At 68.4% G+C, this 23,111-nt stretch carries 27 protein-coding genes, 1 tRNA gene and 3 pseudogenes; 18 read left to right on the forward strand and 13 right to left on the reverse strand.

The genetic code is table 11. The annotated features are described in order from the left end of the window. Positions 1-16: 16 nt before the first annotated feature. Positions 17-1,309: a M20/M25/M40 family metallo-hydrolase gene (locus tag ASD25_RS19900; RefSeq protein ID WP_056619985.1), complete on the forward strand. Its 1,293-nt coding sequence runs from the start codon at positions 17-19 to the stop codon at positions 1,307-1,309. A 79-nt stretch (positions 1,310-1,388) separates the two neighbouring features. Then, positions 1,389-2,141: a signal peptidase I gene (gene lepB, locus ASD25_RS19905; RefSeq protein WP_056619988.1), complete on the forward strand. Its 753-nt coding sequence runs from the start codon at positions 1,389-1,391 to the stop codon at positions 2,139-2,141. Here the strand turns inward: lepB and ASD25_RS19910 are convergent. The 6 genes from ASD25_RS19910 to ASD25_RS19935 form a co-directional block, all read right to left on the reverse strand. Next, complete coding sequence (locus ASD25_RS19910; protein WP_056619991.1) at positions 2,138-2,470, reverse strand: EF-hand domain-containing protein; 333 nt, start codon at positions 2,468-2,470, stop codon at positions 2,138-2,140. The genes lepB and ASD25_RS19910 overlap by 4 nt on opposite strands. Positions 2,471-2,548: 78 nt before the next feature. Then, entirely contained in the window at positions 2,549-3,340 is a 792-nt protein-coding gene (gene lptB, locus ASD25_RS19915) for an LPS export ABC transporter ATP-binding protein (RefSeq protein WP_082572526.1), read from the reverse strand. Between the two features lie 9 nt (positions 3,341-3,349). After that, positions 3,350-3,826 carry an LptA/OstA family protein gene (locus ASD25_RS19920; protein WP_235562802.1) on the reverse strand — a complete coding sequence of 159 codons (477 nt, stop codon included), beginning with the start codon at positions 3,824-3,826 and terminating at the stop codon, positions 3,350-3,352. 2 nt (positions 3,827-3,828) lie between these two features. Continuing rightward, the gene (gene lptC / locus ASD25_RS19925) at positions 3,829-4,314 is read right to left on the reverse strand and encodes an LPS export ABC transporter periplasmic protein LptC (protein ID WP_235562803.1); all 486 of its coding nucleotides are present in this window, start codon (positions 4,312-4,314) and stop codon (positions 3,829-3,831) included. A 96-nt stretch (positions 4,315-4,410) separates the two neighbouring features. Beyond that, positions 4,411-5,025, reverse strand: coding sequence for a ribonuclease D (locus ASD25_RS19930; protein ID WP_056619997.1), 615 nt, complete (start codon positions 5,023-5,025; stop codon positions 4,411-4,413). 132 nt (positions 5,026-5,157) lie between these two features. Further along, positions 5,158-5,244 (reverse strand) — tRNA-Leu (locus ASD25_RS19935). A gap of 180 nt (positions 5,245-5,424) precedes the next feature. Between ASD25_RS19935 and ASD25_RS19940 the strand changes: the two genes are divergently transcribed. Then, complete coding sequence (locus ASD25_RS19940; RefSeq protein WP_056620001.1) at positions 5,425-6,393, forward strand: complex I NDUFA9 subunit family protein; 969 nt, start codon at positions 5,425-5,427, stop codon at positions 6,391-6,393. 7 nt (positions 6,394-6,400) lie between these two features. Here the strand turns inward: ASD25_RS19940 and ASD25_RS19945 are convergent, their stop codons facing one another. Both ASD25_RS19945 and ASD25_RS19950 read right to left on the reverse strand, forming a co-directional pair. Then, entirely contained in the window at positions 6,401-7,207 is an 807-nt protein-coding gene (locus ASD25_RS19945) for an undecaprenyl-diphosphate phosphatase (RefSeq protein ID WP_056620004.1), read from the reverse strand. Between the two features lie 27 nt (positions 7,208-7,234). Next, positions 7,235-8,404: a citrate/2-methylcitrate synthase gene (locus ASD25_RS19950; RefSeq protein ID WP_156389395.1), complete on the reverse strand. Its 1,170-nt coding sequence runs from the start codon at positions 8,402-8,404 to the stop codon at positions 7,235-7,237. Positions 8,405-8,544: 140 nt separating this feature from the next. Between ASD25_RS19950 and ASD25_RS19955 the strand changes: the two genes are divergently transcribed. From ASD25_RS19955 to queG, 3 genes are all read left to right on the forward strand, one after another. Beyond that, entirely contained in the window at positions 8,545-9,537 is a 993-nt protein-coding gene (locus ASD25_RS19955; RefSeq protein ID WP_056620154.1) for a cation diffusion facilitator family transporter, read from the forward strand. Between the two features lie 47 nt (positions 9,538-9,584). Then, on the forward strand, positions 9,585-10,268 hold the full coding sequence (locus tag ASD25_RS19960; RefSeq protein ID WP_056620010.1) for a glutathione S-transferase family protein: 684 nt from the start codon (positions 9,585-9,587) through the stop codon (positions 10,266-10,268). A gap of 146 nt (positions 10,269-10,414) precedes the next feature. Then, the gene (queG, locus tag ASD25_RS19965; protein WP_082572527.1) at positions 10,415-11,446 is read left to right on the forward strand and encodes a tRNA epoxyqueuosine(34) reductase QueG; all 1,032 of its coding nucleotides are present in this window, start codon (positions 10,415-10,417) and stop codon (positions 11,444-11,446) included. On the opposite strand, the gene ASD25_RS19970 is transcribed toward queG, so the two are convergent. Both ASD25_RS19970 and ASD25_RS19975 read right to left on the reverse strand, forming a co-directional pair. Next, positions 11,443-11,985 carry an FKBP-type peptidyl-prolyl cis-trans isomerase gene (locus tag ASD25_RS19970; protein WP_056620013.1) on the reverse strand — a complete coding sequence of 181 codons (543 nt, stop codon included), beginning with the start codon at positions 11,983-11,985 and terminating at the stop codon, positions 11,443-11,445. The genes queG and ASD25_RS19970 overlap by 4 nt on opposite strands. Beyond that, positions 11,966-13,168, reverse strand: a complete 1,203-nt coding sequence (locus ASD25_RS19975) for a threonine ammonia-lyase (RefSeq protein ID WP_056620016.1) — start codon at positions 13,166-13,168, stop codon at positions 11,966-11,968. Before ASD25_RS19975 ends, ASD25_RS19970 begins: the two co-directional genes overlap by 20 nt. A gap of 138 nt (positions 13,169-13,306) precedes the next feature. On the opposite strand from ASD25_RS19975, the gene ASD25_RS19980 reads away from it, so the two are divergent. The 3 genes from ASD25_RS19980 to ASD25_RS19990 all read left to right on the forward strand — a co-directional run bounded on the left by ASD25_RS19980 (position 13,307) and on the right by ASD25_RS19990 (position 14,832). After that, positions 13,307-13,810, forward strand: coding sequence for a hypothetical protein (locus ASD25_RS19980; RefSeq protein ID WP_056620019.1), 504 nt, complete (start codon positions 13,307-13,309; stop codon positions 13,808-13,810). 60 nt (positions 13,811-13,870) lie between these two features. Then, positions 13,871-14,506 carry a BA14K family protein gene (locus tag ASD25_RS19985; RefSeq protein WP_056620022.1) on the forward strand — a complete coding sequence of 212 codons (636 nt, stop codon included), beginning with the start codon at positions 13,871-13,873 and terminating at the stop codon, positions 14,504-14,506. Between the two features lie 128 nt (positions 14,507-14,634). Next, entirely contained in the window at positions 14,635-14,832 is a 198-nt protein-coding gene (locus ASD25_RS19990) for a hypothetical protein (protein WP_056620025.1), read from the forward strand. 135 nt (positions 14,833-14,967) lie between these two features. Here the strand turns inward: ASD25_RS19990 and ASD25_RS19995 are convergent, their stop codons facing one another. The 3 genes from ASD25_RS19995 to rplU all read right to left on the reverse strand — a co-directional run bounded on the left by ASD25_RS19995 (position 14,968) and on the right by rplU (position 16,479). Next, positions 14,968-15,501, reverse strand: coding sequence for a GNAT family N-acetyltransferase (locus ASD25_RS19995; protein ID WP_056620028.1), 534 nt, complete (start codon positions 15,499-15,501; stop codon positions 14,968-14,970). 84 nt (positions 15,502-15,585) lie between these two features. After that, positions 15,586-15,864, reverse strand: coding sequence for a 50S ribosomal protein L27 (gene rpmA / locus ASD25_RS20000; protein ID WP_056620031.1), 279 nt, complete (start codon positions 15,862-15,864; stop codon positions 15,586-15,588). Positions 15,865-15,891: 27 nt separating this feature from the next. Beyond that, complete coding sequence (rplU, locus tag ASD25_RS20005; protein ID WP_056620034.1) at positions 15,892-16,479, reverse strand: 50S ribosomal protein L21; 588 nt, start codon at positions 16,477-16,479, stop codon at positions 15,892-15,894. 110 nt (positions 16,480-16,589) lie between these two features. On the opposite strand from rplU, the gene ASD25_RS20010 reads away from it, so the two are divergent. From ASD25_RS20010 to ASD25_RS32220, 9 genes and pseudogenes are all read left to right on the forward strand, one after another. Beyond that, entirely contained in the window at positions 16,590-17,249 is a 660-nt protein-coding gene (locus ASD25_RS20010) for a hypothetical protein (RefSeq protein WP_056620159.1), read from the forward strand. A 9-nt stretch (positions 17,250-17,258) separates the two neighbouring features. Then, positions 17,259-18,209, forward strand: a complete 951-nt coding sequence (locus tag ASD25_RS20015) for a cation diffusion facilitator family transporter (RefSeq protein ID WP_056620037.1) — start codon at positions 17,259-17,261, stop codon at positions 18,207-18,209. 40 nt (positions 18,210-18,249) lie between these two features. Next, positions 18,250-18,508, forward strand: a 259-nt coding sequence (locus ASD25_RS20020) for a GTP-binding protein (RefSeq protein WP_304439663.1), incomplete at its 3' end; no start/stop codon positions are given. A 1-nt stretch (position 18,509) separates the two neighbouring features. Next, a pseudogene (locus tag ASD25_RS33310) lies at positions 18,510-18,671 on the forward strand (GTP-binding protein); the annotation flags it as partial. A gap of 125 nt (positions 18,672-18,796) precedes the next feature. Further along, positions 18,797-19,660 (forward strand): annotated as a pseudogene (locus ASD25_RS20030) (GTP-binding protein); the annotation flags it as partial. After that, positions 19,657-20,622, forward strand: coding sequence for a WD40 repeat domain-containing protein (locus ASD25_RS20035; protein ID WP_056620045.1), 966 nt, complete (start codon positions 19,657-19,659; stop codon positions 20,620-20,622). The pseudogene ASD25_RS20030 and the gene ASD25_RS20035, both read left to right, overlap by 4 nt. Positions 20,623-20,662: 40 nt before the next feature. Next, positions 20,663-21,373 (forward strand): monofunctional biosynthetic peptidoglycan transglycosylase, encoded by a 711-nt coding sequence (gene mtgA / locus ASD25_RS20040; RefSeq protein WP_056620162.1) that lies wholly within the window; start codon positions 20,663-20,665, stop codon positions 21,371-21,373. A gap of 159 nt (positions 21,374-21,532) precedes the next feature. Beyond that, a partial coding sequence (locus ASD25_RS32215; RefSeq protein WP_235562809.1) for a M2 family metallopeptidase occupies positions 21,533-22,686 on the forward strand: 1,154 nt, incomplete at its 3' end. A 1-nt stretch (position 22,687) separates the two neighbouring features. Further along, a pseudogene (locus tag ASD25_RS32220) lies at positions 22,688-23,109 on the forward strand (M2 family metallopeptidase); the annotation flags it as partial. Between the last annotated feature and the right edge of the window lie 2 nt (positions 23,110-23,111).

The raw sequence follows: 23,111 nt of genomic DNA on the forward strand, positions 1-23,111 counted from the left end.
CCAGCCCGAGGTCCCCATGCGTCAGCTTCTCGCCGTCCTTCTGCTTTTCGCCGCGCCCGCCGCCTATGCCGAACCCAGCGGGGCCGAGCGGGTGATGATGCAGACGGTGACGCAGGAGCATGACCGCCACATCGCCCTGCTGGAGCGGATGGTGAACCAGAACAGCGGCTCGCTGAACCTGGCAGGCGTCCGCGCCGTGGGCGAGATGACCCGGGCCGAGCTGGAGCCGCTGGGCTTCGAGGTCCAGTGGGTCGACATGGCCGAGACCGGGCGCGCCGGCCACCTGATCGCCACCCATCCGGGCCGGGGCCGCAACATCCTGCTGATCGGCCACCTCGACACTGTGTTTGAGGCCGACAATCCGTTCCAGCGCTTCGAGCGCACGGGTAACCGCGCCACCGGCCCGGGCGTCGGCGACGACAAGGGCGGGGTGGTGGTCATCATCGCGGCCCTGCGCGCCATGCAGGCCGCCGGCACGCTGGCCGACGCCAACGTTACCATCGTCCTGACCGGCGACGAGGAGCGGACGGGCGCCCCGCTGTCCATCTCTCGCCGGGACCTGATCGAGGCCGGCAAGGCCGCCGCCTTCGCTCTTGAGTTCGAGAACCTGGCCGTCGAGAACGAACAGGACTTTGGCACCATCGCCCGGCGCAGCTCCAACAACTGGACCCTGACCACCAGCGGCCGCACCGGCCATTCCAGCGGCGTGTTCAACGATACGCTCGGCTACGGCGCCATCTACGAGATGGCCCGCATCCTTGACGGCTTCCGGCGGGACCTTCCCGAGCCCAACCTGACCTACAATGTCGGCGTCATCGCCGGGGGAACGCCCGCCTCCATCGACGCCGAAGGCTTCAGCGTCACCGCCTCGGGCAAGACCAACATCGTCGCCTCGACCGCCATCGCCCGCGGCGATCTGCGCACCCTGACCGCCGAACAGGACGCCCGCGTCCGGGCCGGGATGCAGACCATCGTCGACGCCCACCTGCCGCGCACCGAGGCCGAACTGGTCTTCGGCGAGACCGGCTATCCGCCCATGGCGCCGACGGCTGGCAACCGGGCCCTTCTGGCCCGGCTGAACGCCGTCAACCGCGACCTCGGCCTGCCGGAGATGGCCGAGTACGACCCGGCTCGCCGAGGCGCCGCCGACAGCGGCTTCGTGGCCGCCGATGTCGACACCCTGGGCGGCCTCGGCGTGGCCGGCGGAAACGCCCATGCGGACGGCGAATGGGCCGATCTGGACAGTCTGGTCCGCCAGTCACAGCGGGCGGCGGTGCTGATCAGCCGGTTGAGCCTGGGAGCGCCCTGACAGCTGTCGGGACACTTTTCGCGTCTGTCCGGACACGAAACGGTTTGAAGGGAAGGAGGGAGCCGGGCCTGCTGTGGGCATGACCCAATCCCCCGCATCCGCCCCACCCGCCACCGACATCCTCGACCTCGCCCGCACCGTGGCCGCCGGACTGGTTCTGGCCATGGCGATCCAGACCGTGGCGCTGCAACCCTACACCATCCCCTCCTCCTCGATGGAGCCGGGGCTGGTCACCGGCGACTATGTGGTGGCCTCAAAATTCCCCTACGGCTGGAGCCGGGCGTCCCTGCCCTTCGATCCGCCGTTGTCTTCGGGACGACTGTTCGGCCGCGAACCCAAGCGCGGCGACGTGGTTCTGTTCCGCCTTCCCCGCGACCGGCAGCAGGTCTGGGTCAAGCGGCTGATCGGCCTGCCGGGCGACAGTGTGCAGGTCCGCGGTGGAACCGTGCTCGTCAACGGCCGCGCTGTCGTCCAGACCGCGACAGGCATGGTGCAGGACCATGACGATCCCGCGCGGCGGGTCCAGCTGGTGCGGGAGACCCTGCCCGACGGTCGGACCTGGCTCACCTACGACGGCGGACCCGGCTCTCCCGGAGACGACACCGAAGTCTTCTCCGTTCCGGCGGGCCACTATCTGATGATGGGCGACAACCGCGACAATTCGCTGGACGGTCGCTTCCCGGGCGACATCGGCGTCGGCCTTTTGCCGGCGGAAAACATCGTCGGCCGCGCCGAGCTGGTTGTTGCGTCATGGCGACCCGGCGCGGGCCTGTTCAAGCCCTGGACCTGGCTCGACCTGCAGCCAGGACGGTTCTTCAAACCCGTCCGCTAGCGGCGCCGGAATTCGGTCAGGCTGAGCGCGCCGTCGTGGTTCTGGTCCAGCCGGGCGAAGGCCGCCTCGTCCGCTGACGCGGTGCGCGCCAGCGAGGGCGCCGCCACCGCACCCAGCGCCAGACCCGCGGCGGCGGCGGCCGTCATCTGCCACAGACGCGAGCGAGTGCGACGGGAGCCCGCGACCAGTTCCGCCTCGATGAAGCCGCGCACGGCCTCGCTGGCGGTCTGCCCGTCGTCGCGGCAACGCGCCATGAAGGCGGTCTTGGTCTGATGGGGCAGGCGGACCTCGAGGGTCTCGCTCTTCTTGGGGGCTCTGGGCGCGGTCATACGCGGCCTCCTGTTCGAACTGACCCGATGAAACCGGGTCCCGCGAAAGTCCGCCAGTGAATAATCGGCAAGACGGCGTCAGCCGTACATGTCGCCCAGATAGACCCGGCGCACTTCCGGATCGCGGATCACGTCCTCGGCCTTGCCCTCGAACAGCACGGCGCCCCCCGAGATGATCGAGGCGTGGTCGATGATTTCCAGCGTCTCGCGGACATTATGGTCGGTGATCAGCACGCCGATGCCCTCGCCCGCCAGATAGCGGATCACCTGACGGATGTCGGCGATGGCCAAGGGGTCGATGCCGGCGAAAGGCTCGTCCAGCAGCATGAAGCTGGGCTTGCCCGCCAGCGCCCGCGCGATCTCGCAGCGCCGCCGCTCGCCGCCCGACAGGCCCGAGGCCGGGGCGTGGCGCAGATGGTCGATGCGCAGCTCTTCCAGCAGGCGGCGGGTCTCCTCGGCGATGGCGCCGGCGCCCGTGTGGTGCAGCTCGACCACCGCCTTGACGTTCTGCTCGACCGTCATGCCGCGGAAGATCGAGGCCTCCTGCGCCAGATAGCCCAGACCCATGCGGGCGCGCTGGTACATCGGCTGGGCCGTAATGTCCTCGCCGTCCAGCCAGATGGTCCCGTGATCCGGCGGGATCAGGCCGGTGATCATGTAGAAGCAGGTCGTCTTGCCCGCGCCGTTGGGTCCCAGCAGACCCGCCACCTGACCGCGCTGGACGTGCAGGGAGACGTCGCGCACCACCTGCCGCTGGCCGAACGACCGGGCGATGTTCTCGACCCTCAGGCCCGTGGCGCGCGCAGGCGCGACCGCCGGCTCAACCGGGGCCTCATTCACGTTGAGGGCTGAGAGTTCCTTGCGCGCCAAGACCGGGGCTCAGTTCCCGCTGTTCTGGGGGTAGAAGACGCCGCGAATGCGGCCCTGCCCGCCCGCCTCGATCCGCGCCGTCTGGGTGCGGACATTGTAGGTCAGGCGCGAACCGGTCAGCACATTCTGGCCCTGGGTCAGGATCACATCCCCGGTCACCACGATCATATCGTCGGCGGTCGTGTAGACGGCGCTGTCGCCGCGGATCGTCTGCTCGGGCGTGACGAAATAGACGTTGCCGTTCGCCTGGATGCGGCTCTCGCCCGTCTGGCTCAGGCCCGAGACGCTGTCCGCGCGCAGACGGTTCTGACCCTGGATCAGTTCGGCCCGGCCCCGCAGGGTGACGGTGTTGCCGACGTATTCGCCGGAGTCCGCGCCGAACGAAATCGGGGCGTCGCTGCTGTTCGCCGGGCTCTGGGCCTCGCCCGCCGCCGGGATCAGGGCGATCGCCAGCGCAACGGCCGCCACACTCGAAATTCTGCTCATGCTCATCTGCTGGACCCTCCGGCGTTGATGGTGCCGCGTATCTTGTTATCACCCGCGCCGCTGAACACGATCCGCTGACCCTGTTCATAAATCGAATAGGACGAAGCGGAGATGGTTCCAAGGGGGCCGGACCCCTGAACGCCCTTCGTGCCCGTCACCACGCCGGTCGAGGTGTTCACCACCGCCTCGGGTGTGACGAGCGCAAAACCGGAGCCGCCATCCGATATCCGCACATTGGGGCCGATCGTGACCGACTTGCCGGCCTCGTTGTAGGTGCCGCCGTCCGCCGTCAGGGTCGTGACCTTGCGGCCGCCGAGATTCAGCTTCAGCGCCGGGCCGATCAGGCGGAACTGGCCCGTATTCGGGTCGCGGATGGCGCTCTTCGCCCCGATCATGAAGGTGCGGCCCTCGGCGTCCTGACCGTGGAACATGGCGCTGTCCAGCCGGACCTCGCGGCTGGTCCCGGCCTTGCGCTCGACGTCCGACATGACGCTGCGCAGGACGCGACCGTACGCGGAAGGCCTTGGCCGTGGCGGCGACGCGCGCCTCGTCGGCCTGGTCCCGGGTGTCGGCGGGGTCTGTCATCAGCTGTGCGCGAAGATGTCCGTCTCGTCCCATCCCGCCAGATCCAGCGCCGATCGGCTGGGCAGGAAGTCGAAACATTGGCGGGCCAGTTCAGTGCGGCCCTCGCGCGCCAGCATCTCGTCCAGTTTCACCTTGGCGGCGTGCAGGTACAGGACGTCGGAGGCGGCATATTCCAGCTGGGCCGGCGACAGCTCGGCCGCGCCCCAGTCGCTGGACTGCTGGGCCTTGGACAGGTCGACCCCGACCAATTCGCGGACCACGTCCTTCAGGCCGTGGCGGTCGGTGTAGGTGCGGGCCAGGCGCGAGGCGATCTTGGTGCAATAAACCGGCCGCGTCTCGACCCCGAGATGCAGCTGGAACATGCCGATGTCGAACCGGCCGAAATGGAACAGCTTCAGCACCGCCGGATCGGTCAGCAGACGCTTGAGATTGGGGCAGTCGTAGCCGGGGCGGTCCATGCGCACGACATGGGCGTCGCCGTCGCCGGACGACAGCTGGACCACGCACAGGGGATCGCGGCGGAAACGCAGGCCCATGGTCTCGGAATCAATCGCGACTTCGGGCCCCAGATCCAGGCCGTTCGGCAGGTCGCCTTCGTGGAAGTGGACGGTCATGCGGGGTCAGACGCTCGTTCGAAAAGGATATCCGCCCTCAAGTAGCCGAGCGCCGCGCGCGAAGCGATAGGGCGCAAACACGCGCTCCAAATGCAAACGGCGCCGCATCATCGATGCAGCGCCGTTCAAAGATGGTGCCCAGGAGAGGACTCGAACCTCCACGACCTTTCGATCACTGGCACCTGAAGCCAGCGCGTCTACCAATTCCGCCACCTGGGCCCAGTCGTTTTCGCACTTGCGTGCGTTTCCGACCGGAAGGCGCGGACCCTTAAGGCAGGCCCCCAAGCGGGTCAACAGGCTTTTATCGGCTTTGCGTTGCGAGGGTCGCAGCCATCGTCTAATCCCCGGCCCAACGCGGGGTCTTCCCCGCGCCCGCCGCCGCCTGTTGGAGTCCCTGTGATGAGCGAAGTCGCCCCCGGCCTGGTCACCGTTTTCGGCGGTTCCGGTTTCGTCGGCAGCCAGCTGGTGCGCGCCTTCGCCCGCCGCGGCTGGCGCGTGCGCGTGGCCTGCCGCCGCCCCGACCGCGCGTGGAAGCTGCAGACCTCGGGTTCGGTCGGCCAGATCCAGGCCGTGCGCTGCGACGCGACCAATCCTGACGACGTGGCCGCCGCGCTGCAGGGCGCCGACGCCGCCGTCAATCTGATCGGCATCCTGTACGAGGCCGGGCGCCGCAGCTTCCACGCCCTGCATGTCGACGCCTCGCGCAACATCGCCGAGGCCGTCGCCGCCGCCGGCATCGACCGCCTTGTCCAGGTCTCGGCCATCGGCGCCGATCCCGAGAGCGAGTCAGACTACGCCCTGTCCAAGGCCGCCGCCGAGATGGCGGTCCGCGAGGTCAAGCCGGACGCCGTGGTGATCCGCCCCTCGATCATCTTCGGCGCGGGCGACGGCTTCCTGAACCGCTTCGCCCGCATGGCCCAGTTCGCACCGGCCCTGCCGCTGATCGGCGGCGGCCAGACGAAATTCCAGCCGGTCTATGTCGCCGACGTGGCCGAAGCCATCGCCCGCGCGACCGTGCTTCCCGAGGCAACGGGCCGCACCTTCGAACTTGGCGGCCCGGCCGTCATGACCTTCGAGGACGTGCTGAAGCTGATCCTGCGCGAGACCTACCGTTCTAACGGTCTGGTCCCCCTGCCCTTCTTCGCCGCGCGCGCCATCGGCTCACTGGCCCAGCTGACGGCCATGGTCGGCATTCCGCCTGTGCTGACCCGCGATCAGGTGGTCCTGCTGGAGAAAGACAACGTCGTCGCCGACGGCGCCGAGGGTCTGGCCGAACTGGGCATCCAGCCGACCGGTCTCGAGGCCATCGCCCCGTCCTATCTGTGGCGTTACCGCCGCGGCGGTCAGTTCGCCGAAGCGGCGGCCTGAGCCGGCCCTAGAGGCCGCCGGTCAGCGCCAGTCCCACGATCCCGGCCACTCCGACCGCGATCCGCCACCATGCGAAGGGCGCGAAGCCGTGGCGGCTGACGAAGTCGAGCAGGAACCGGACCACCGCCAGCGCGGTCAGGAAGGCCGTGACGAAGCCGATGGCGATCAGCCCGGTGTCGCTGAAGTCGAGCCGGTCCCAGCTCTTGAGCAGGTCATACGCGACCGCGCTGCCCATCGTGGGCAGGGCGAGGAAGAAGCTGAACTCGGCCGCGGACCGCTTGTCCGTGCCCAGCAGCAGGCCGCCCGCGATCGTGGCGCCTGAACGGGACACGCCCGGTACCATGGCCAGGCACTGGAACAGGCCGATCAGGAAATAGACCCGCAGGGGATAACGGTCGGCCTCGAGGAAAGTCGGGACCTTCTTCATCCGGTCCAGCCACAGCAACAGCAGACCGCCGACGATCAGGGCGATGCAGATCACCAACGGCGTCTCGAACAGCACCGTCTTGATGAAGTCATAGGCCAACAAGCCGATCACGACCGCCGGGGCGAAGGCGACCAGCAGGCCGATCAGGAAGCGACGGGCGTCGGGGTCAAACGGCCAGCGGGTCGCCAGCATCCACAGCCGTTTGAAATAGACGCTGATGATGGCCAGCAGGGCGCCCAGCTGGATCACGATCTCGAAGGTCTTGCCGTTGCTCTCGAAGCCGAGGAAATGCCCCAGCAGAAGCATGTGGCCCGTCGACGACACCGGAATAAACTCGGTCAGTCCTTCGACCAGACCAAGGATGATCGCCGCCAGCCAGTCCGCCATACGCGCCCCGTAAAAAAGATCGGGTCGTCAGTGTGCGCCCGGTTCGGGCCCCACATAGCGCAGACGCGACCGGATAGGCGAGCCGTTCGTCGTCTGATCCAGCGCATGACCCAACAGGCCGGCGAGCCGTCCCATCAGGAACAGGTCGGCGGCGCCGTCGCGCGGCAGCTCCAGCCTGCGCGCCACCACCGCGAGCGCCAGGGGGAAGTTCGCCTTGCGCCCCGTCGCCGTCTCGCCGTCCCGTACAGCGCACGCGAGATCGGCCGGCAGGTCGGCCGCGGCCAGCAGGGCGGCGGCGCGGGGATCGCCGGCCGGATAGTCATCCTGATCGTCGAAACCGACCAGCCGGCCCATTTCATGGGACCGGCGCGCGGCGTCGGCCGCCTGACGCCTCACGGCGACGATCCAGTCCGAGGCCCGGGTCATTTCGGCCATCATCGGCGATCCGGCCATGGTTAGCAGGCCGGCGAAGGCCGCCGCCGCCGGCGCTGCTCCGCCGTCGGCGGCTGCGCGTGTCGCCAATACGGCGGAATTGATCTCGTGATCGGCCGACAGGACCAGGGCTCGCCGAATCAGATGGGCGTCCCGTTCCGGCGTCTTCCAGCTGCGCGCCAGTCTCTGGTGCAGGAACAGGCGCGGGCCAGAGCCGACAGCGGCGTCCACCGCCTCGTCCAGCACGCGGGCGCATTCCAGACGCAGGTCCTCGGCGGAGCGGGGCTTGGGATCAGCGTCCTCTTCTGCGCGGCGGGCGAGGGCCGCAACGAGCCGGGCCCGGATCGAGCCGCCCGGAACCGCCCCGATCCGCGGCCGGACCTCGGCGAAGGGATTGGTCGCCCGTGCGTCCCAGAGCCGCCGCGCCACATCCTCCAGCGTTGCGGTCTCGGCCAGCTGGACGGCGTCCAGCCCGCGATAGAACAGCCGCCCGCCGGCGATCGCTGTCAGGGACGAACAGACATCAGCCTCGCCGCGGGCCGCGCCGCCGGGCGTGCGGCGATAGATGGCGGCATCCTCGGCCTCGACCGCCTCTCCGCTCAGTCGCGCGATGTCATGAGCGGCGTACAGACTGCGCCGCGAATCCTCGGGGTCGGGCCGGGCGGCGATCCGGCCCCGGCTCACATAGGCGTAGAGCGTCTGCGACTTGACCCCCAGCCGGGCCAATGCCTCGCCTCGCCCGATCCAATGGGCCGTATCCGCCATCTGCACGCGAGCCTCCGAAACGCCTCGGCCTCGTGGAACCATCGGACAGGGAGGATGCGGTCCTTTCGTGACGATGAAGCTAACGCCCGCGACAGTTGCGCGGTCTTGGCACGGCGACCCCTTTCCGCGACAAGACGGCGATGACGATCCCCGCACCCGACAACACCCCGGTCAGCGCGCTCGAAGACGCCCATTCGGCGACCCGCGCCGTCACCCGACTGTCGGTCGGCGTCGCCGTGGTCCTGATCGCACTGAAAGCTTTTGCGCTAGGGGCCTCGGGGTCAGTTTCCATCCTCGCCTCGCTGGCGGATTCAGCCCTGGACCTGGTCGCCTCGCTGGGCGTCTTCTTCGCCGTCCGCTGGGCCGCCGCCCCGCCCGACGAGGATCACCGCCACGGCCACGGCAAGGGCGAGGCCCTCGCCGCCATGGTGCAGGCTGGACTGGTGTTCGCCTCGGCCCTGTTCATCGGCTGGGAGGCGATCCAGCGCATCTTCGACCCCCGGCCCGTCACTGCCGGCTACTGGGGCGTGCTGGTCATCCTGATCTCCATCGCCGTGACCGGCTGGCTGGTCTGGATGCAGGGCCGCGCCATCAAGGCCAGCGGCTCCATGGCCGTCGAGGCCGACCGCGCCCACTACACGGCCGATCTCGCCGCCAACGCCGTGGTGCTGATCGGGGTGATTTCCGGCGCCTTCCTGTCCGCGCCCGGGCTGGATGCGGCGGCCGGACTGGTCGTGGCCGTCTGGCTGTTCTGGGGCGCCTACGGCATGCTGAAGACCGCCGCCGACCACCTCGTCGACAAGGCCCTGCCCGAGAGCGACCGCATCGCCATGACCACCGCCGTGCTCGCCGATCCGCGGATATCCGGCGTGCATCAGCTGCGCACCCGCATGTCGGGCTCGGTGGTCATGATCCAGATGCATGTCGATCTGGACCCCGCCCTGACGCTGGACGCCGCCCACGCCATCGTCGTCGAGGCGGAGAACCGGCTGCTGGCGCAATGGCCCGCGGCGGACATCCTGATCCACCCCGATCCCCGCGGCCGGGCCGAGCCGCACGGCGGCGTCTTCGCCGAGACCTCCGCCGAGGCCGCGGTCGAGCCGCCGAAAATCAAAAAAGGTCCGTGGGCCTGAGGGCTTGGCTAACGCGGGCTTAACGCCCTCGCGCGCATGAACAGCGCATGTCGGCCTGCGTCCTGTATCATTTCGCCTTCGATCCGGGCTCCCGCGCCGTGCGTCTCGCGCTGGGCGAGGCCAGAAGGACGTTCACAGAGACGCTGGTCCGGCCCTGGGAAAACGACTGCCCGGTCGCCGGCATGAATCCGTCGGGCATGCCGCCCGTGCTTCAGGTCACTGAGGACAGCCGCTCCCTGACCCTGTGTGAGCCGGCCGCCATCCTCGGCTGGCTGGAGGACGGTTCGCGCGACCCCTTCCTGATGCCCACGGATCCGGCCGAACGCGCCGAGACCCGCCGGCTGATTGGCTGGTTCGACCGTCGCTTCACCGACGAGGTCAACGCCGTCCTCCTGCACGAGCGGATGGAGAAGCCCCTTCTGCGTCTCGGCGCGCCCGACGCCCGCAACCTGCGCGCCGGACGCGAAGCCCTGAGATCGCACCTCGCGATGCTCGAGGACCTGCTGAGCAGCCGGGACGCCCTGTCCGGACGCCGCATCGGTCAGGCCGACTTCGTCGCGGCCGCTCATCTGTCGGTGCTGGATTATTTCGGCGAGGTTCCCTGGGCCAACTGGCCGGGCCTGAAAACCTGGTACATGAAGCTCAAATCCCGCCCCAGCTTCCGCCCCCTTCTGGCGGACCGCTTCCCGGGCGTCGCCGCCTCGGCCTGGTACGCCGATCTGGATTTCTGACCGCCTGCAATCAGATCCGTCATCCTCGGGCTTGTCCCGAGGACCCATGGTAAGAGCGGACGCAAGCCTTCCAACCGGTCCCTGCCAGTGCTTCAGCCCAACCGCCACCGCCGCCGCCCGAATTGGTCCTCGGGACAAGCCCGAGGATGACGGTTTTGAAGGATCATATCCGCGAGCGCGCCGAGGCCCTCGGCTTCGACGCCTGCCGCTTCGCCTCGGCCTCGGCGCCATGGAGCGCGGGTGAGCGGCTGGCGCATTTCGTCGAGGCGGGACGCCATGGCGACATGGGCTGGATGGAGACGACGCTGGAACGCCGCGCCCACCCCACCGCCATGTGGGACGGCGCCCGCACCGCCATTGTGCTGGGCCTCAACTACGGCCCCGAGAGCGACCCCCTTCCCGAGATGGCCGATCCCGGCGCCGGCTACATCTCGGTCTACGCCCGCGGCGACGACTATCACGAGGTCATCAAGGGACGGCTGAAGACTCTCGCCGGCCAGATCGCCGCCCGCACCGGCGAGGACGTGAAAGTCTTCGTCGACACCGCTCCCCTGATGGAAAAACCGCTGGCCCAGCGCGCCGGCCTGGGCTGGCAGGGGAAACACACCAATCTGCTCAGCCGCACCCACGGCAACTGGCTGTTCCTTGGCGTCATCCTCAGCGCCGCCGAACTGGAGCCCGATCCGCCCGAGGGCGAGCACTGCGGGACCTGCACCGCCTGCCTCGACGCCTGCCCGACGAACGCCTTCCCGGCCCCGTTCCAGCTCGACGCCCGGCGCTGTCTCTCCTACCTGACCATTGAATTCGCAGGACCCTGGCCGGAAGAGTTCCGCACCGCGACCGGCAGCCGGATCTACGGCTGCGACGACTGTCTGGCCGTCTGCCCCTGGAACAAGTTCGCCGCCGCCTCCAACGAAGCGCGGGTACAGGCGCGCGAGGCGCTGGTGTCGCCCCGGCTGGCCGATCTGGCGGCGCTGGACGACGCGGCCTTCCGGACGCTGTTCTCGAAGAGCCCGGTCAAGCGGATCGGCCGCGATCGTTTCATCCGCAACGTCCTGTACGCGATCGGCAACAGCGCCGATCCCGAGCTGATCCCTTCAGCCGAACGGCTGCTGGACGACCAGGACCCCGTGGTGCGCGACGCCGCCGAATGGGCGGTTCAACGGCTCACGTCCTAGCCCTGCGCGATCGCTCCGCCGCGATCGCCGCCCGGCGCGCGGGCGATGTCCAGCAGCTTGATGCGGAACACCATCACCGCATTCGAGGGGATCCCCGGCCGGCCCTGTTCGCCATAGCCCTGGGCCGGCGGCACATAGACGACCCACTCGTCCCCGACGCGCATCTGCTGCAGCGCCTCGGTCCAGCCCGGCACCACGTCGCCGACCGTGAACACCGCCGGCTGACCCGACTGGAACGAGCTGTCGAACACCGTGCCGTCCGTCAGCGTGCCCTCATAGTCGACGCGGACCAGATCGTTGCGGTCGGGCGTCTCGCCGCCGGGCGGGCCCGAGCGGACGATCTTGTACTGCACGCCTGACGGCAGGGATTTCACCCCCTCGGCCTTGGCGTTCGAGGTCAGGAAGAACTCGGCGGCCCGCAGGTTCTGCGCCGCGCTTTCGTCCGGCGCGGCCGGTTCGCGGTTGCAGGCGGCCAGAGGCCCCGCCAGCGCCGCCATCATCGACAGCGTCGCGACGCCCCTAACCCATCCGTAGCGCATAGCCTGCCTCTTCCAGTCCGTGTCTGATTTCTTCCGCATGGGCCGCGCCGCGCGTCTCGACCATGATGTCGAACTCCGCGCCCTTGGCCGGCACGTCCAGCGCCAGCCGGTTGTGCACCACGTCGATGATGTTGCCGCCCGCGCCGCCGATCACCGCGCTCATCTTGGACAGCATCCCCGGGCGGTCGTCGCCGAGGATGCGATAGACGATCATCTTCTTCTCTCGCACCAGTTCGCGGTTCAGGACCACGGCCAGCATGCGGGCGTCGATATTGCCGCCGGTCAGTTCGATGCCGACCTTCATCCCCCGGAATTTGTCGGGATAGGCCAGCAGGGCGGCGAGTCCACCGGCGCCGGCGCCCTCGGCCACCGTCTTCTCCAGCGTGGCCAGATAGGAGACCCCGGTCTCGAAATCGGCCTCGCCGACGACCAGCACGTCCTCGATCAGCGGATCGACCAGGGCGAAGGGGATTTCGCCCACGGCCTTGATGGCGATGCCCTCGGCGATCGTCTGGCCGCTGCACACGGGCGGACGGCCCTCGCGCCGCGCCGTATAGGAGGGGTACATGGCCGCCTCGACGCCGAAGATGCGGATCGAGGGCTTCATGGCCTTGGCCGCGATGGCCGTGCCGGCGATCAGCCCGCCGCCGCCGATCGGAACGATCAGCACGTCGAGGTCGGGAGCGTCCTCCATGAACTCGATGCCGCAGACGCCCTGCCCCGCGATGATTCCCTCATCGTCGAAGGCCGAGACGAAGACATAGCCCTCGGTGTCGCGCAGCCGGTGCGCCTCCTCGGTCGAGCCGGTGAAGTCGAGCCCCTTGATGACCACGGTCGCGCCATGCGCCCGGGTGCCGTCGGCCTTCACGAAGGGGGTGCCCTCGGGCATGACGATCGTCACTGGCACGCCCAGCCGCGCGCCGTGATAGGCCAGAGCCTGGGCATGATTGCCGGCGGAGGCCGCCACCACGCCGCGTTTGCGCTCGTCCGACGTCAGCTGCAGCAGCCGGTTCAGGGCTCCGCGCTCCTTGAAGCTGCCGGTGAAATGCAGGTTGTCGAACTTGACCCAGACCTCGGCCCCGGTCAGCTGCGACAGCCGACGCGAATAGCGGACAGGGGTCCGGTCCACCTGGCCGGCGATGCGCTTCTGCGCCGCCAGAATGTCGTCGAAAGTGACTGTCATGAGCGGTCCCTATACCCGGTCTGCGCCGGGTTGATGCGCGCTTTTGGCCCACAGCCCGACACGTCGCAACCTTGACCTTATGACGGCGTTCAGCGTCTGATCCAGACGTTCGACCCGCACCCAGGACGGAGTAGAGCCATGTCAGCCCGCCACTTGATCGCCATCGCCACTGTCGCTGCCTCGCTGGCGGCGTGCGAGACCGTGTCTCCGGGCGGCTACGGCCCCGGTCCGTCGTCGAGCGCCTTCCGCACCGAGGACTTCGCCTGGTCCGCGCGGTCGGGCCGCGCCTCGATCGACGGCCGCATCGATTATCGTCGCGACGGCCAGGCGTTCAACTGCACCGGCACGGTCGCCCTGACGCCCGACACCCCCTACACCCGCGCCCGGTTCCAGACCCTGTATGGCTCGACGACCCGCGCCGCGATTCCCGAAGCCGTCGTCCGCGCCCGCACCGTCGCCGATCCCAACGCCGACTACCGCTCCTTCGTTCGCCAGACCTCCTGCGAGAACAACCGCTTCCAGTTCGACAATCTGCCGGACGGCAACTGGTTCGTGATCTCGCCGGTCAGCGCGGGCGGCGACCGCATCGTGCTGATGCGCAGCGTGGCCACGCGCGGCGGTCGGATCGGCGTCACCCTCTAGCCTGCCACCTTCAGTGCCTGTCTTTGAGGCCGCGTATCTGGCCGCTTCGGAGAGTTAACCATGCACCGCATCGCCCTGCTCCTCGCCGCCGGCCTCACCGCGGCCGCGGCCCCGGCCGCCGCCCAGACCTGGGGCGGGACGTACGACAGCCGTTACAGCTACAGCGAAAGCCGTTACGGGGGGCACGACGGCTACAGCGACGGCAGGCGCAGCGACTGGAACGCCGTTCCCTCCGATTTCGACTGGCGCAGCCAGCTGGACCGGCCGGGCGACTATCGCTGCGACGCGTTCTGGGACGCCAACCGGAATGACTGCGGCGCCGGCTGGCGGGACCAGCGCCATCGCGTCAGTTCGCAAGCCCGCCGGGACTACCGCGAACTGGCCGGCTACGAGCGGTACAGATATGGCGGACACGAGCGCTACGGCTACGGCTCCCACTACAGTCCGTACGGTCACAACCGCGGCTACGGCCGCGCCTCGCGCTATGGAGGGTATCAATCCGGCTACGGCCATCCCGAAGGCGGAGCGGCCTACCACGGCGCCTACGGCCGGCCGGACATCGTCTATGCCGGCGGATACAATGAATGGGGCGTCCATGGCAGTCGTCAGGGGTGGTGCCAGGCCAACTATCGCTCCTACGACCCCCGCACAGGCTACTACCGCGCCTACAGCGGCCGCCTGATCTATTGCGGGTAGACTGTTCGCCGAAGGCTGTTCGTCCGGTCACGGATCAGTGGGTGACCGGCGTTCGCCATCGTTTCGCCTTTTCAGGACCGCTTCGCTCTTCCTGACCCGCAAGGGGCGGTGGATCAGGGAGCGCGTTCATGTCCCAGCACAATATTTCCGGCTCGGAAGTCTTCGGACCCAAGCCCGGCGTCATGCTGAGATCGGTCAAGACATCGGGGCTGCGGCGCAAGCGCGCCGCCCGCACCTGGGCGGCCTTCATCGCCGGCGCGGTCGTCGCCGTTGCAGGTGGAGCCATCGCCCTGGCGGCGGTGTTCGGGCCGACACTGTTCGGCTGAGTGTTCAGCATCTCCCTCTCCCGAAGCGGAGAGGGTGGTCGCGCAGCGACCGGGTGGGGGACTCCAGACGCACCCCACCCTGTCGTCGCCTCGCGCCGACATCCCTCCCCATGAAGGCGAGGGAGAATCGATACTTTACGGCAGCCACACCATCCGGCGGGTTTCGGTCTGGGCGTTCCGCGCCCGGCTGAAATCCTTGCGGACCTCGCCCGTGTACAGAAAGCCCGCCTTCTCCAGCACCCGGCCCGACGCCGGATTGTCGGAGAAATGCCCGGCCATCAGCGCCCGCCGCTTCCACGACTTCGACGCCCAGACCGTCGCCGCCTGCAGCGCCTCGGTCGCATAGCCCCGGCCCCAGAACGGCCGCGCGATCCAGTAGCCGACCTCGGGCGCGGGATCGGCGTCCTCGAACAGGCCGATCACGCCGACAGGCCCATGGTCCTCGTGCTCGATCAGGAAGGTGCGCGCGCGCTTCGGATCCTGCACGGCGACCTGCAGCACGAAGGCCTCGGCGTCGGCCACGCCGAAGGGATGCGGCATGCGCAGGGTCATGCGCGCCACGTCCGGATCGTTGGCGAGGGTCGCCAGACGGCTGATGTCCTGGGCTCCGGGCGCGCGCAGCGCCAGGCGCCGCGTCTCGACGACGGGAGAGGGTTCAATCACGCACATGACACGGCCTCGTTCGAACTGCCGCCTCCTTGGAGGGCTCGGGCGGCGTCGAGGCGGGGAAACGAAAACGGGGAGCCTAATGCGCTACTCGGCGGCCATGGCCTGTTCGGTGGTCGGAAGAATCGACACGTAACAACGGCCATTCGCCTTTTTGGTGAATTTGACGGCGCCGTGAGCGGTCGCGAACAGCGTGTGGTCGCGGCCCAGGCCGACGTTGTCGCCCGGGTGGAAGGTGGTGCCGCGCTGACGCACGAGGATGTTGCCGGCCAGAACGTTCTCGCCGCCGTACTTCTTCACGCCGAGGCGCTTGGAGTGAGAGTCGCGACCGTTACGCGACGAACCACCGGATTTCTTGTGAGCCATAGGTCTGCTCCCGTTCTCGTCTGAAAATTACGCTTCGTCGCCGGCCTTGTCCGCCTTCTTGGCGGGGGCCTTCTTGGCGGGAGCAGCTTTGGTTTCGGTGGCTTCGGCCTTGGGAGCAGCAGCCTTCTTGGCCGGAGCAGCCTTGGCTTCAGCCTTCGGAGCGGCGGCGGCCTTGGGGGCCTTGACCGGCTTGGCTTCGGTCTCTTCGACGCGCGGGGCGAGGCCGCGAGCGCGCAGGTTCATCTCGGCCTTGGTCATCAGCGAGGTCTCGCCGTCCCACTTGGCCTTCTCGCCGGCGCCGTCGATGCCGGTGATGCGCAGCACGGTTTCCATCTGGCGATGGCCGTTCGTGCGGCGGTAGCCCTGACGACGGGTCTTCTTGAAGATCTTGATCTTCTCACCCTTGCGGGTCTCGACCAGGGTCGCGGCGACAGCAGCGCCCGCGATGGTCGGAGCGCCCAGGGTCACGCCCTTGTCGCCGCCCAGCATCAGCACGTCGCCGAACGAAACGTCCGAACCGACATCGCCGTCCAGCTTTTCGACGACGATGACGTCGCCAAAAGAATAAGCCCGACGGGGGACCCCCTCGGGCGAAGAGCGGCGACATAGACGCAGAGGGGTGTCCGAGTCAACGCGGACGGGCGAAAAAACGGGGGTCGGCCGCCACGGGCAAAAACCTGAATCTCCCCTCGACTGTTATAAAGTAACAGGCTATGGAGGCGGCGATGACGCCGTCCGACCTTGAACAGCCCGTGATCCTGTCCCTTCTGGGCGCGGGCTTCGTGACGGCCTTCCTGCACGCCGCCTTGCCGACGCACTGGCTGCCGTTCGTCCTGGTCGGAAGGGCGCAGCGCTGGACACTGCCCAGAATGATGGGCGCGGTGACTGCGGCGGGTCTCGCGCACATCGTCACCACAGCCATTGTCGGCGGCCTGATCGTCGCCGCCGGTCTAGCCATGGATCAGTGGGTGTCGGGCCTGCTGCCCCACCTTTCGGCGGTTCTGCTGTTCCTGTTCGGCGCCTTCTATCTCAGCCGCTCCCTGATCCGCCGTCCCGTGCCCGCTGACGGCCCGCCGCTGGAGCTTGCCGAGCCCGCCGTGTCCCATGCCGCGGCCTTCTGGGGTCTGGTCGCGATGATGGCCGTGTCGCCTGGCGAGGTGCTGCTGCCCATCTATCTGTCACAGGCCGGCGAAGGCCTTTTCATACTGGCGGCCCTGACTGTCGCCTTCGCGGTCGGCACCGTGGCCGGCATGGCGGCCTTCACCCTTCTGGCCCGCGCGGGCTGGTCGGTGCTGCGGCTGGAACGCTGGGCGCGCTATGAGGGCGCGGTGCTGGGTGGAGCCCTGATCGTGATCGGTCTTCTCGTCGTGGCGCATCAGCACTAGGACTGGCGCATGGCGCACGCGCATCACGACCACGGCCACTCGCACGACCATTCCCATGGCCATGACCACGGGAATGCGCACGGCGGACACCACCACGGCCCGGTCGACACCGGCGACTGGCGCTACGCCGTCGGCCTGATCGTCAACCTCGCTTTCGTCGGCGTCGAATTTGGAGCCGGTCTGTTCAGCGGCTCCACCGCCCTGATGGCCGACGCAGGCCACAACCTGTCCGACGTGCTGGGCCTCGCCATGGCCGGCGGCGCCGCCTGGCTGGCCCGGCGGGCCAGCGGGTCGCAGAAGACCTACGGCTACGGCAAGGCCACCGTGCTGGCCGCCCTCGGCAACGCCCTGCTGCTGATCTTCGCCTGCGGCGCCATCGCCTTCGAGGCTGTGCGTCGTCTGGCCGAGCCCGCCCCCGTCATGTCCGGCCTGATCATGACCGTCGCCGCCATCGGATTCGTCATCAATCTGGGCACCGCCCTGCTGTTCATGCGCGACCAGCACAGCGATCTGAACGCCAAGGGCGCCTACCTCCACATGATGGCCGATGCGGCTGTCTCCATCGGCGTGGTCATCGCCGGCGGAGTCATCTGGATGACCGGCTGGTCGATCATCGATCCGCTGGTCAGTCTCGGCATCGTCGCGGTCATCCTTATCGGGACCTGGGGGCTGCTGAAGGACTCGGTCAATCTGGCGCTGGACGCTGCGCCGCGCGGCGTCGATGTCGAGGCGATCCGGGCCGCCTTCCTGTCCCTGCCCGGCGTCACCGCCGTCCACGACCTGCACGTCTGGGGCCTGTCGACCACCGAGACCGCCCTCACCGCCCACCTGTGCCACAGCCGCACCGACGGCGATGTCCTTCTGGCCGAAGCGCAGACAATGGCGCGCGGAAAATTCCACATCGGCCACACCACGCTTCAGCTGGAAGCAGAACCGCTGGCCGACTGTCCGACCTGCTGACCCCTTCCCATGCGGCGTCCCAGCCGCCATCTAGCGGCCCATGACCGACGCCTCCTCCTCGAAAATCCCCGTCACCGTCCTCACCGGCTATCTCGGCGCGGGCAAGACCACCCTGCTGAACCGCATCCTCACCGAGGACCATGGCAAGCGCTACGCCGTCATCGTCAACGAGTTCGGCGAGATCGGCATCGACAATGATCTGGTCGTCGGCGCCGATGAGGACGTGTTCGAGATGAACAACGGCTGCGTCTGCTGCACCGTGCGCGGCGACCTGATCCGCGTCCCTCGGGCCGCCGGCCNGGCAAGCGCTACGCCGTCATCGTCAACGAGTTCGGCGAGATCGGCATCGACAATGATCTGGTCGTCGGCGCCGATGAGGACGTGTTCGAGATGAACAACGGCTGCGTCTGCTGCACCGTGCGCGGCGACCTGATCCGCGTCGTCGCCGGCCTGATGAAGCGCCAGCGCCCCGGCAAGCCCGCCTTCGACGCCATCATCGTCGAGACCACCGGCCTGGCCGACCCCGGCCCCGTGGCTCCTCTTTCACGGCGAACAGCCGATCGGGCGTCATGCTCTGCTCGGCCAGNCTGATCCGCGTCGTCGCCGGCCTGATGAAGCGCCAGCGCCCCGGCAAGCCCGCCTTCGACGCCATCATCGTCGAGACCACCGGCCTGGCCGACCCCGGCCCCGTGGCCCAGACCTTCTTCGTCGACGAGGACGTCAAGGCGAAGACGCAGCTGGACAGCGTCACCGCCCTGGTCGACGCCAAACACGTCATGGCCCGCCTCGACGACTCGAAGGAGGCGCGCGAACAGGTCGCCTTCGCCGACCGCATCATTCTCAACAAGGTCGATCTCGTGAGCGAGGCCGAACTGATCGACGTCGAGCGCCGCCTGCGCAAGCTGAACCCGCTGGCCCCCATCACCCGCGCCGAGCGCGCCAATGTGCCGCTGGACCAAGTGTTGGGTCTGGGCGGCTTCGACCTCGGCCGGATCCTCGACATCAATCCCGAGTTCGCCAACCCCGCCCACGGCGAGGCCGGCCACGTCCATGACGAGCACTGCGGCCACGATCACCACGACCACGACCACGACCATGACCATGGTCACGACCACCACGACCATTCCCACGGCGCGCGCGGCCACGCGCACGAGGACGACATCAAGGGCATTTCCCTGTCACTCGAACGGCCCATGGACGGTCAGAAATTCACCGCCTGGCTCGACCGCCTGCTGGGCGAGCAGGGCCAGAACATCCTGCGCGCCAAGGGCATCATCGACGTGAACGGCGAGGACCGTCGGCTGGTCTTCCAGGCCGTGCACATGATCCTGGAGGGCGACCTGCAGAAGCCCTGGGGCGCCAATGAGCGCCGCTGGTCGCGCGCCGTCTTCATCGGCCGCGATCTGGACGAGGCCGCGCTCAAGGCCGGGTTCGAGGCCTGCGCCGCGTGAAGACCACCGCTTTCGACGCCCAGATCACCGCCGCCGTATTTGACAACACCGGCGCGATCTTCGCCCTCGGCGACGGCTCCGTCCGCTTCGACGGCGGCGAGTTCAGCGCCGCCCATGACGGCGCCATCCTGTGCGCCGTGGCCCACCCGTCCGGCGACGGCGTCCTGACCGGCGGCGACGACGGCCGCCTGATCTGGCACCGCCGGGGCGAGGCCGGGGTTCTGGCCACTGCGAAAGGCCAGTGGATCGACGCCGTCGATGCTTCGGCAGAAAGCGGCCTGATCGCCTTCTCGGCCGGCAAGACCCTGACCGTCATTGATGCGAAGGACGCCGCCTTCCGCCGCGACTTCCAGCACGAACGCACCGTCTCGGGCGTCGCCTTCGAACCGAAGGGCCGGCGCATCGCGACCTCCACCTATGGCGGCGCGGCCCTGTGGTTCGCCCGTATCGAGAAGCAGAAGCCGACCTTCCTGAAGTGGGCCGGCTCGCACACGGCCGTGACCTTTTCGCCCGACGGCGCCTTCGTGGTCACCGCCATGCAGGACGCCCAGCTGCACGGCTGGCGTCTGAAGGATCAGAAGAACCTGCGCATGGGCGGCTATCCGTCCAAGGTCCGGGCCATGAGCTTCCTGTCCAACGGCCAGCTGCTGGCCACCTCGGGCGCGCAGGGGGCCGTGTTGTGGCCGTTCCTCGGCGCCAACGGCCCGATGGGCCGCGAGGCCACCGAGATCGGCTTCGACGAGGGCAGCCTGGTCACGCTCGTCGCATCGCAGCCGAAGCACGGCCTGCTGGCCGCGGGCCTGAACGACGGCCGGGTCTGGCTGGCCGATCCGGCGGGTCAGGGCCTGAACTTCCTCAAGGCCGAGCGCGGCTCGCCCATCACCGCCCTCGCCATGAGCGCCGACGCGACGCGTGTCGCATGGGCCGACGAGGACGGACAGGCCGGCGTCTCGACCATCTGACCGCTTGCCAAGCCTGCGCTCGCCGCGTCAGATCACCCCCATGTCGGGGCTGACCAAGACCAAAAAGAAGGGACGGCCTCTGCTGACCCTGTTTCTGTTTCTGCTCATGCTGGGGTCCAGCGGGATCGTGCTTCAGCGATTCATTCCCGTCCCCGCCACCTTCCTGATGGCGACCCGCCTGATCGAGGGCGAGGGATGGGACTATCGTTGGCGATCGCTGGACCACATCTCGCCGCGACTGGTTCAGGCCGTGATCGCCTCCGAGGACTCCACCTTCTGCGCCCACCGGGGCTTCGACATGAAGGCGATCGAGAAGGCGCTGAAAGCCAACGCCCGTTCCGAAAAGCGCGGCGGCAACCGCATCCGCGGCGGCTCAACCATCAGCCAGCAAACCGCCAAGAACGCCTTCCTGTGGCCGGGCCGCGACTGGATCCGCAAGGGCCTGGAAGCCGCCTACACCGTCGCCATCGAGACCGTCTGGGGCAAGCGGCGGATCATGGAGGTCTATCTGAACGTCGCCGAATGGGCGCCGGGCGTCTATGGCGCCGAAGCCGCCGCCCAGCACTGGTTCGGCAAGTCGGCGGACGAACTCACCGCCCGCGAGGCCGCCCGTCTGGCCGCCATCCTGCCCAGCCCGCGTCGCTACAGCGCCTCCGCCCCCGGCCCCTACGTCCGGCGGCGAACGTCGCGCATACAGGCGGCCATGAGCACGGTCCGCGATCAGGGCCTCGCTTCCTGCGTTCAGGCCTGACGGCCACGCTTGACGCCACGGCTCCGCTCCCCTCCTCTGCCCGCCGAACGACGCGGGCGAACCGCGCGAGGAGGAGGAAAGTCCATGAAACGCACCCTGATGACCGCGACCGCCGTCTGCGCCTTGGCGATCGGAAGCGCCGGTTGCGCCGGCCTGGGCATGAATGACCCGGGCGCGACCGCGGAGGCCGTCCCGGTCCCGGGTTCGGCCCGCCCCCCCGCAACCGCCGAAAGCGCCGCCGCCTTTGTCGCCAACGCCGAGACCCGCCTCGCCGCCCTCAGCGAGGAAGCCGCCCGCATCCAGTGGACGCGCGCCACCAACATCACCCACGACACCATGTGGCTCGAGAGCAAGATCAACGCCGAATACACCGAGCTGCAGGTCGAACTGGCCAATGGCGCTGCGCAGTTCAACGACGTTCAGGTCGCCGACGACGTCCGCCGCAAGCTGAACCTGCTGCGCCTCGGGATCGTCCTGCCGGCGCCCAACCGCCCCGGCGCCGCCGGCGAGCTGGCCGAGATCACCACCCGCCTCGACTCCACCTATTCGGTCGGCAAGTTCGAGTTCAAGGGCCGCCAGATCACCCTCGACGACGCCAACATCCTGATCGCCGAAAGCCGCGACCCGGCCGAGACCAAGGCCCTGTACGAGGGCTGGCGCACCATCTCGCCGGTCATGGCCGCCGACTACACGCGGATGGTCGAGATCGCCAACGAGGGCAGCCGCGAACTTGGCTTCGCCGACACCGGCGCCATGTGGCGCGCCGGCTATGACATGGAACCCGACGCCTTCGCCGCCGAGACCGACCGCCTCTGGACCCAGGTCAAGCCGTTCTACGAGAACCTGCACTGCTATGTGCGCAGTCGTCTGAACGCGAAATACGGCGACGCCGTCCAGCCCGACAGCGGCCCGATCCGCGCCGACCTGCTGGGAAACATGTGGTCGCAGCAGTGGGGCAATATCTATGACGTGGTCGCTCCGGCGACCGGCGGCGCCTCCAGCTATGACCTGACCAACCTGCTGACGACGCAGAACTACGACGCAAGGAAGATGGTCGAGACCGGCGAAGGCTTCTACGTCTCGATGGGCCTGCCCGAGCTGCCGGAAACCTTCTGGGAGCGGTCGATGATCACCCGGCCGCGCGACCGCGAGGTGGTCTGCCACGCCTCGGCCTGGGACCTCGACAACCTCGAGGACATCCGCATCAAGATGTGCACCCAGGTGAACGGCGACGACTTCTACACGGTCCACCATGAACTGGGTCACAACTACTATCAGCGCGCCTACAAGGATCAGCCCTTCCTGTTCAAGAANGCCGCCGGTCTTCTCCATCTCGACAACCTCGAGGACATCCGCATCAAGATGTGCACCCAGGTGAACGGCGACGACTTCTACACGGTCCACCATGAACTGGGTCACAACTACTATCAGCGCGCCTACAAGGATCAGCCCTTCCTGTTCAAGAACGGGGCGAACGACGGCTTCCACGAGGCGATCGGCGATTTCGTCGGCCTGTCGGCCCTGACCCCCACCTATCTGAACCAGATCGGCCTTCTGCAGACCGTGCCGGGCGCAGAAGAGGACATCCCCTTCCTGCTCAAGATGGCGCTCGACAAGATCGCCTTCCTGCCGTTCGGCCTGATGGTCGACCGCTGGCGCTGGGGCGTGTTCAACGGCGAGACCAGCCCCGCGGAATACAACGACGCCTGGTCGGCCAATATGCTGAAATACCAGGGNC

This window comes from Brevundimonas sp. Root1423 (assembly GCF_001426805.1).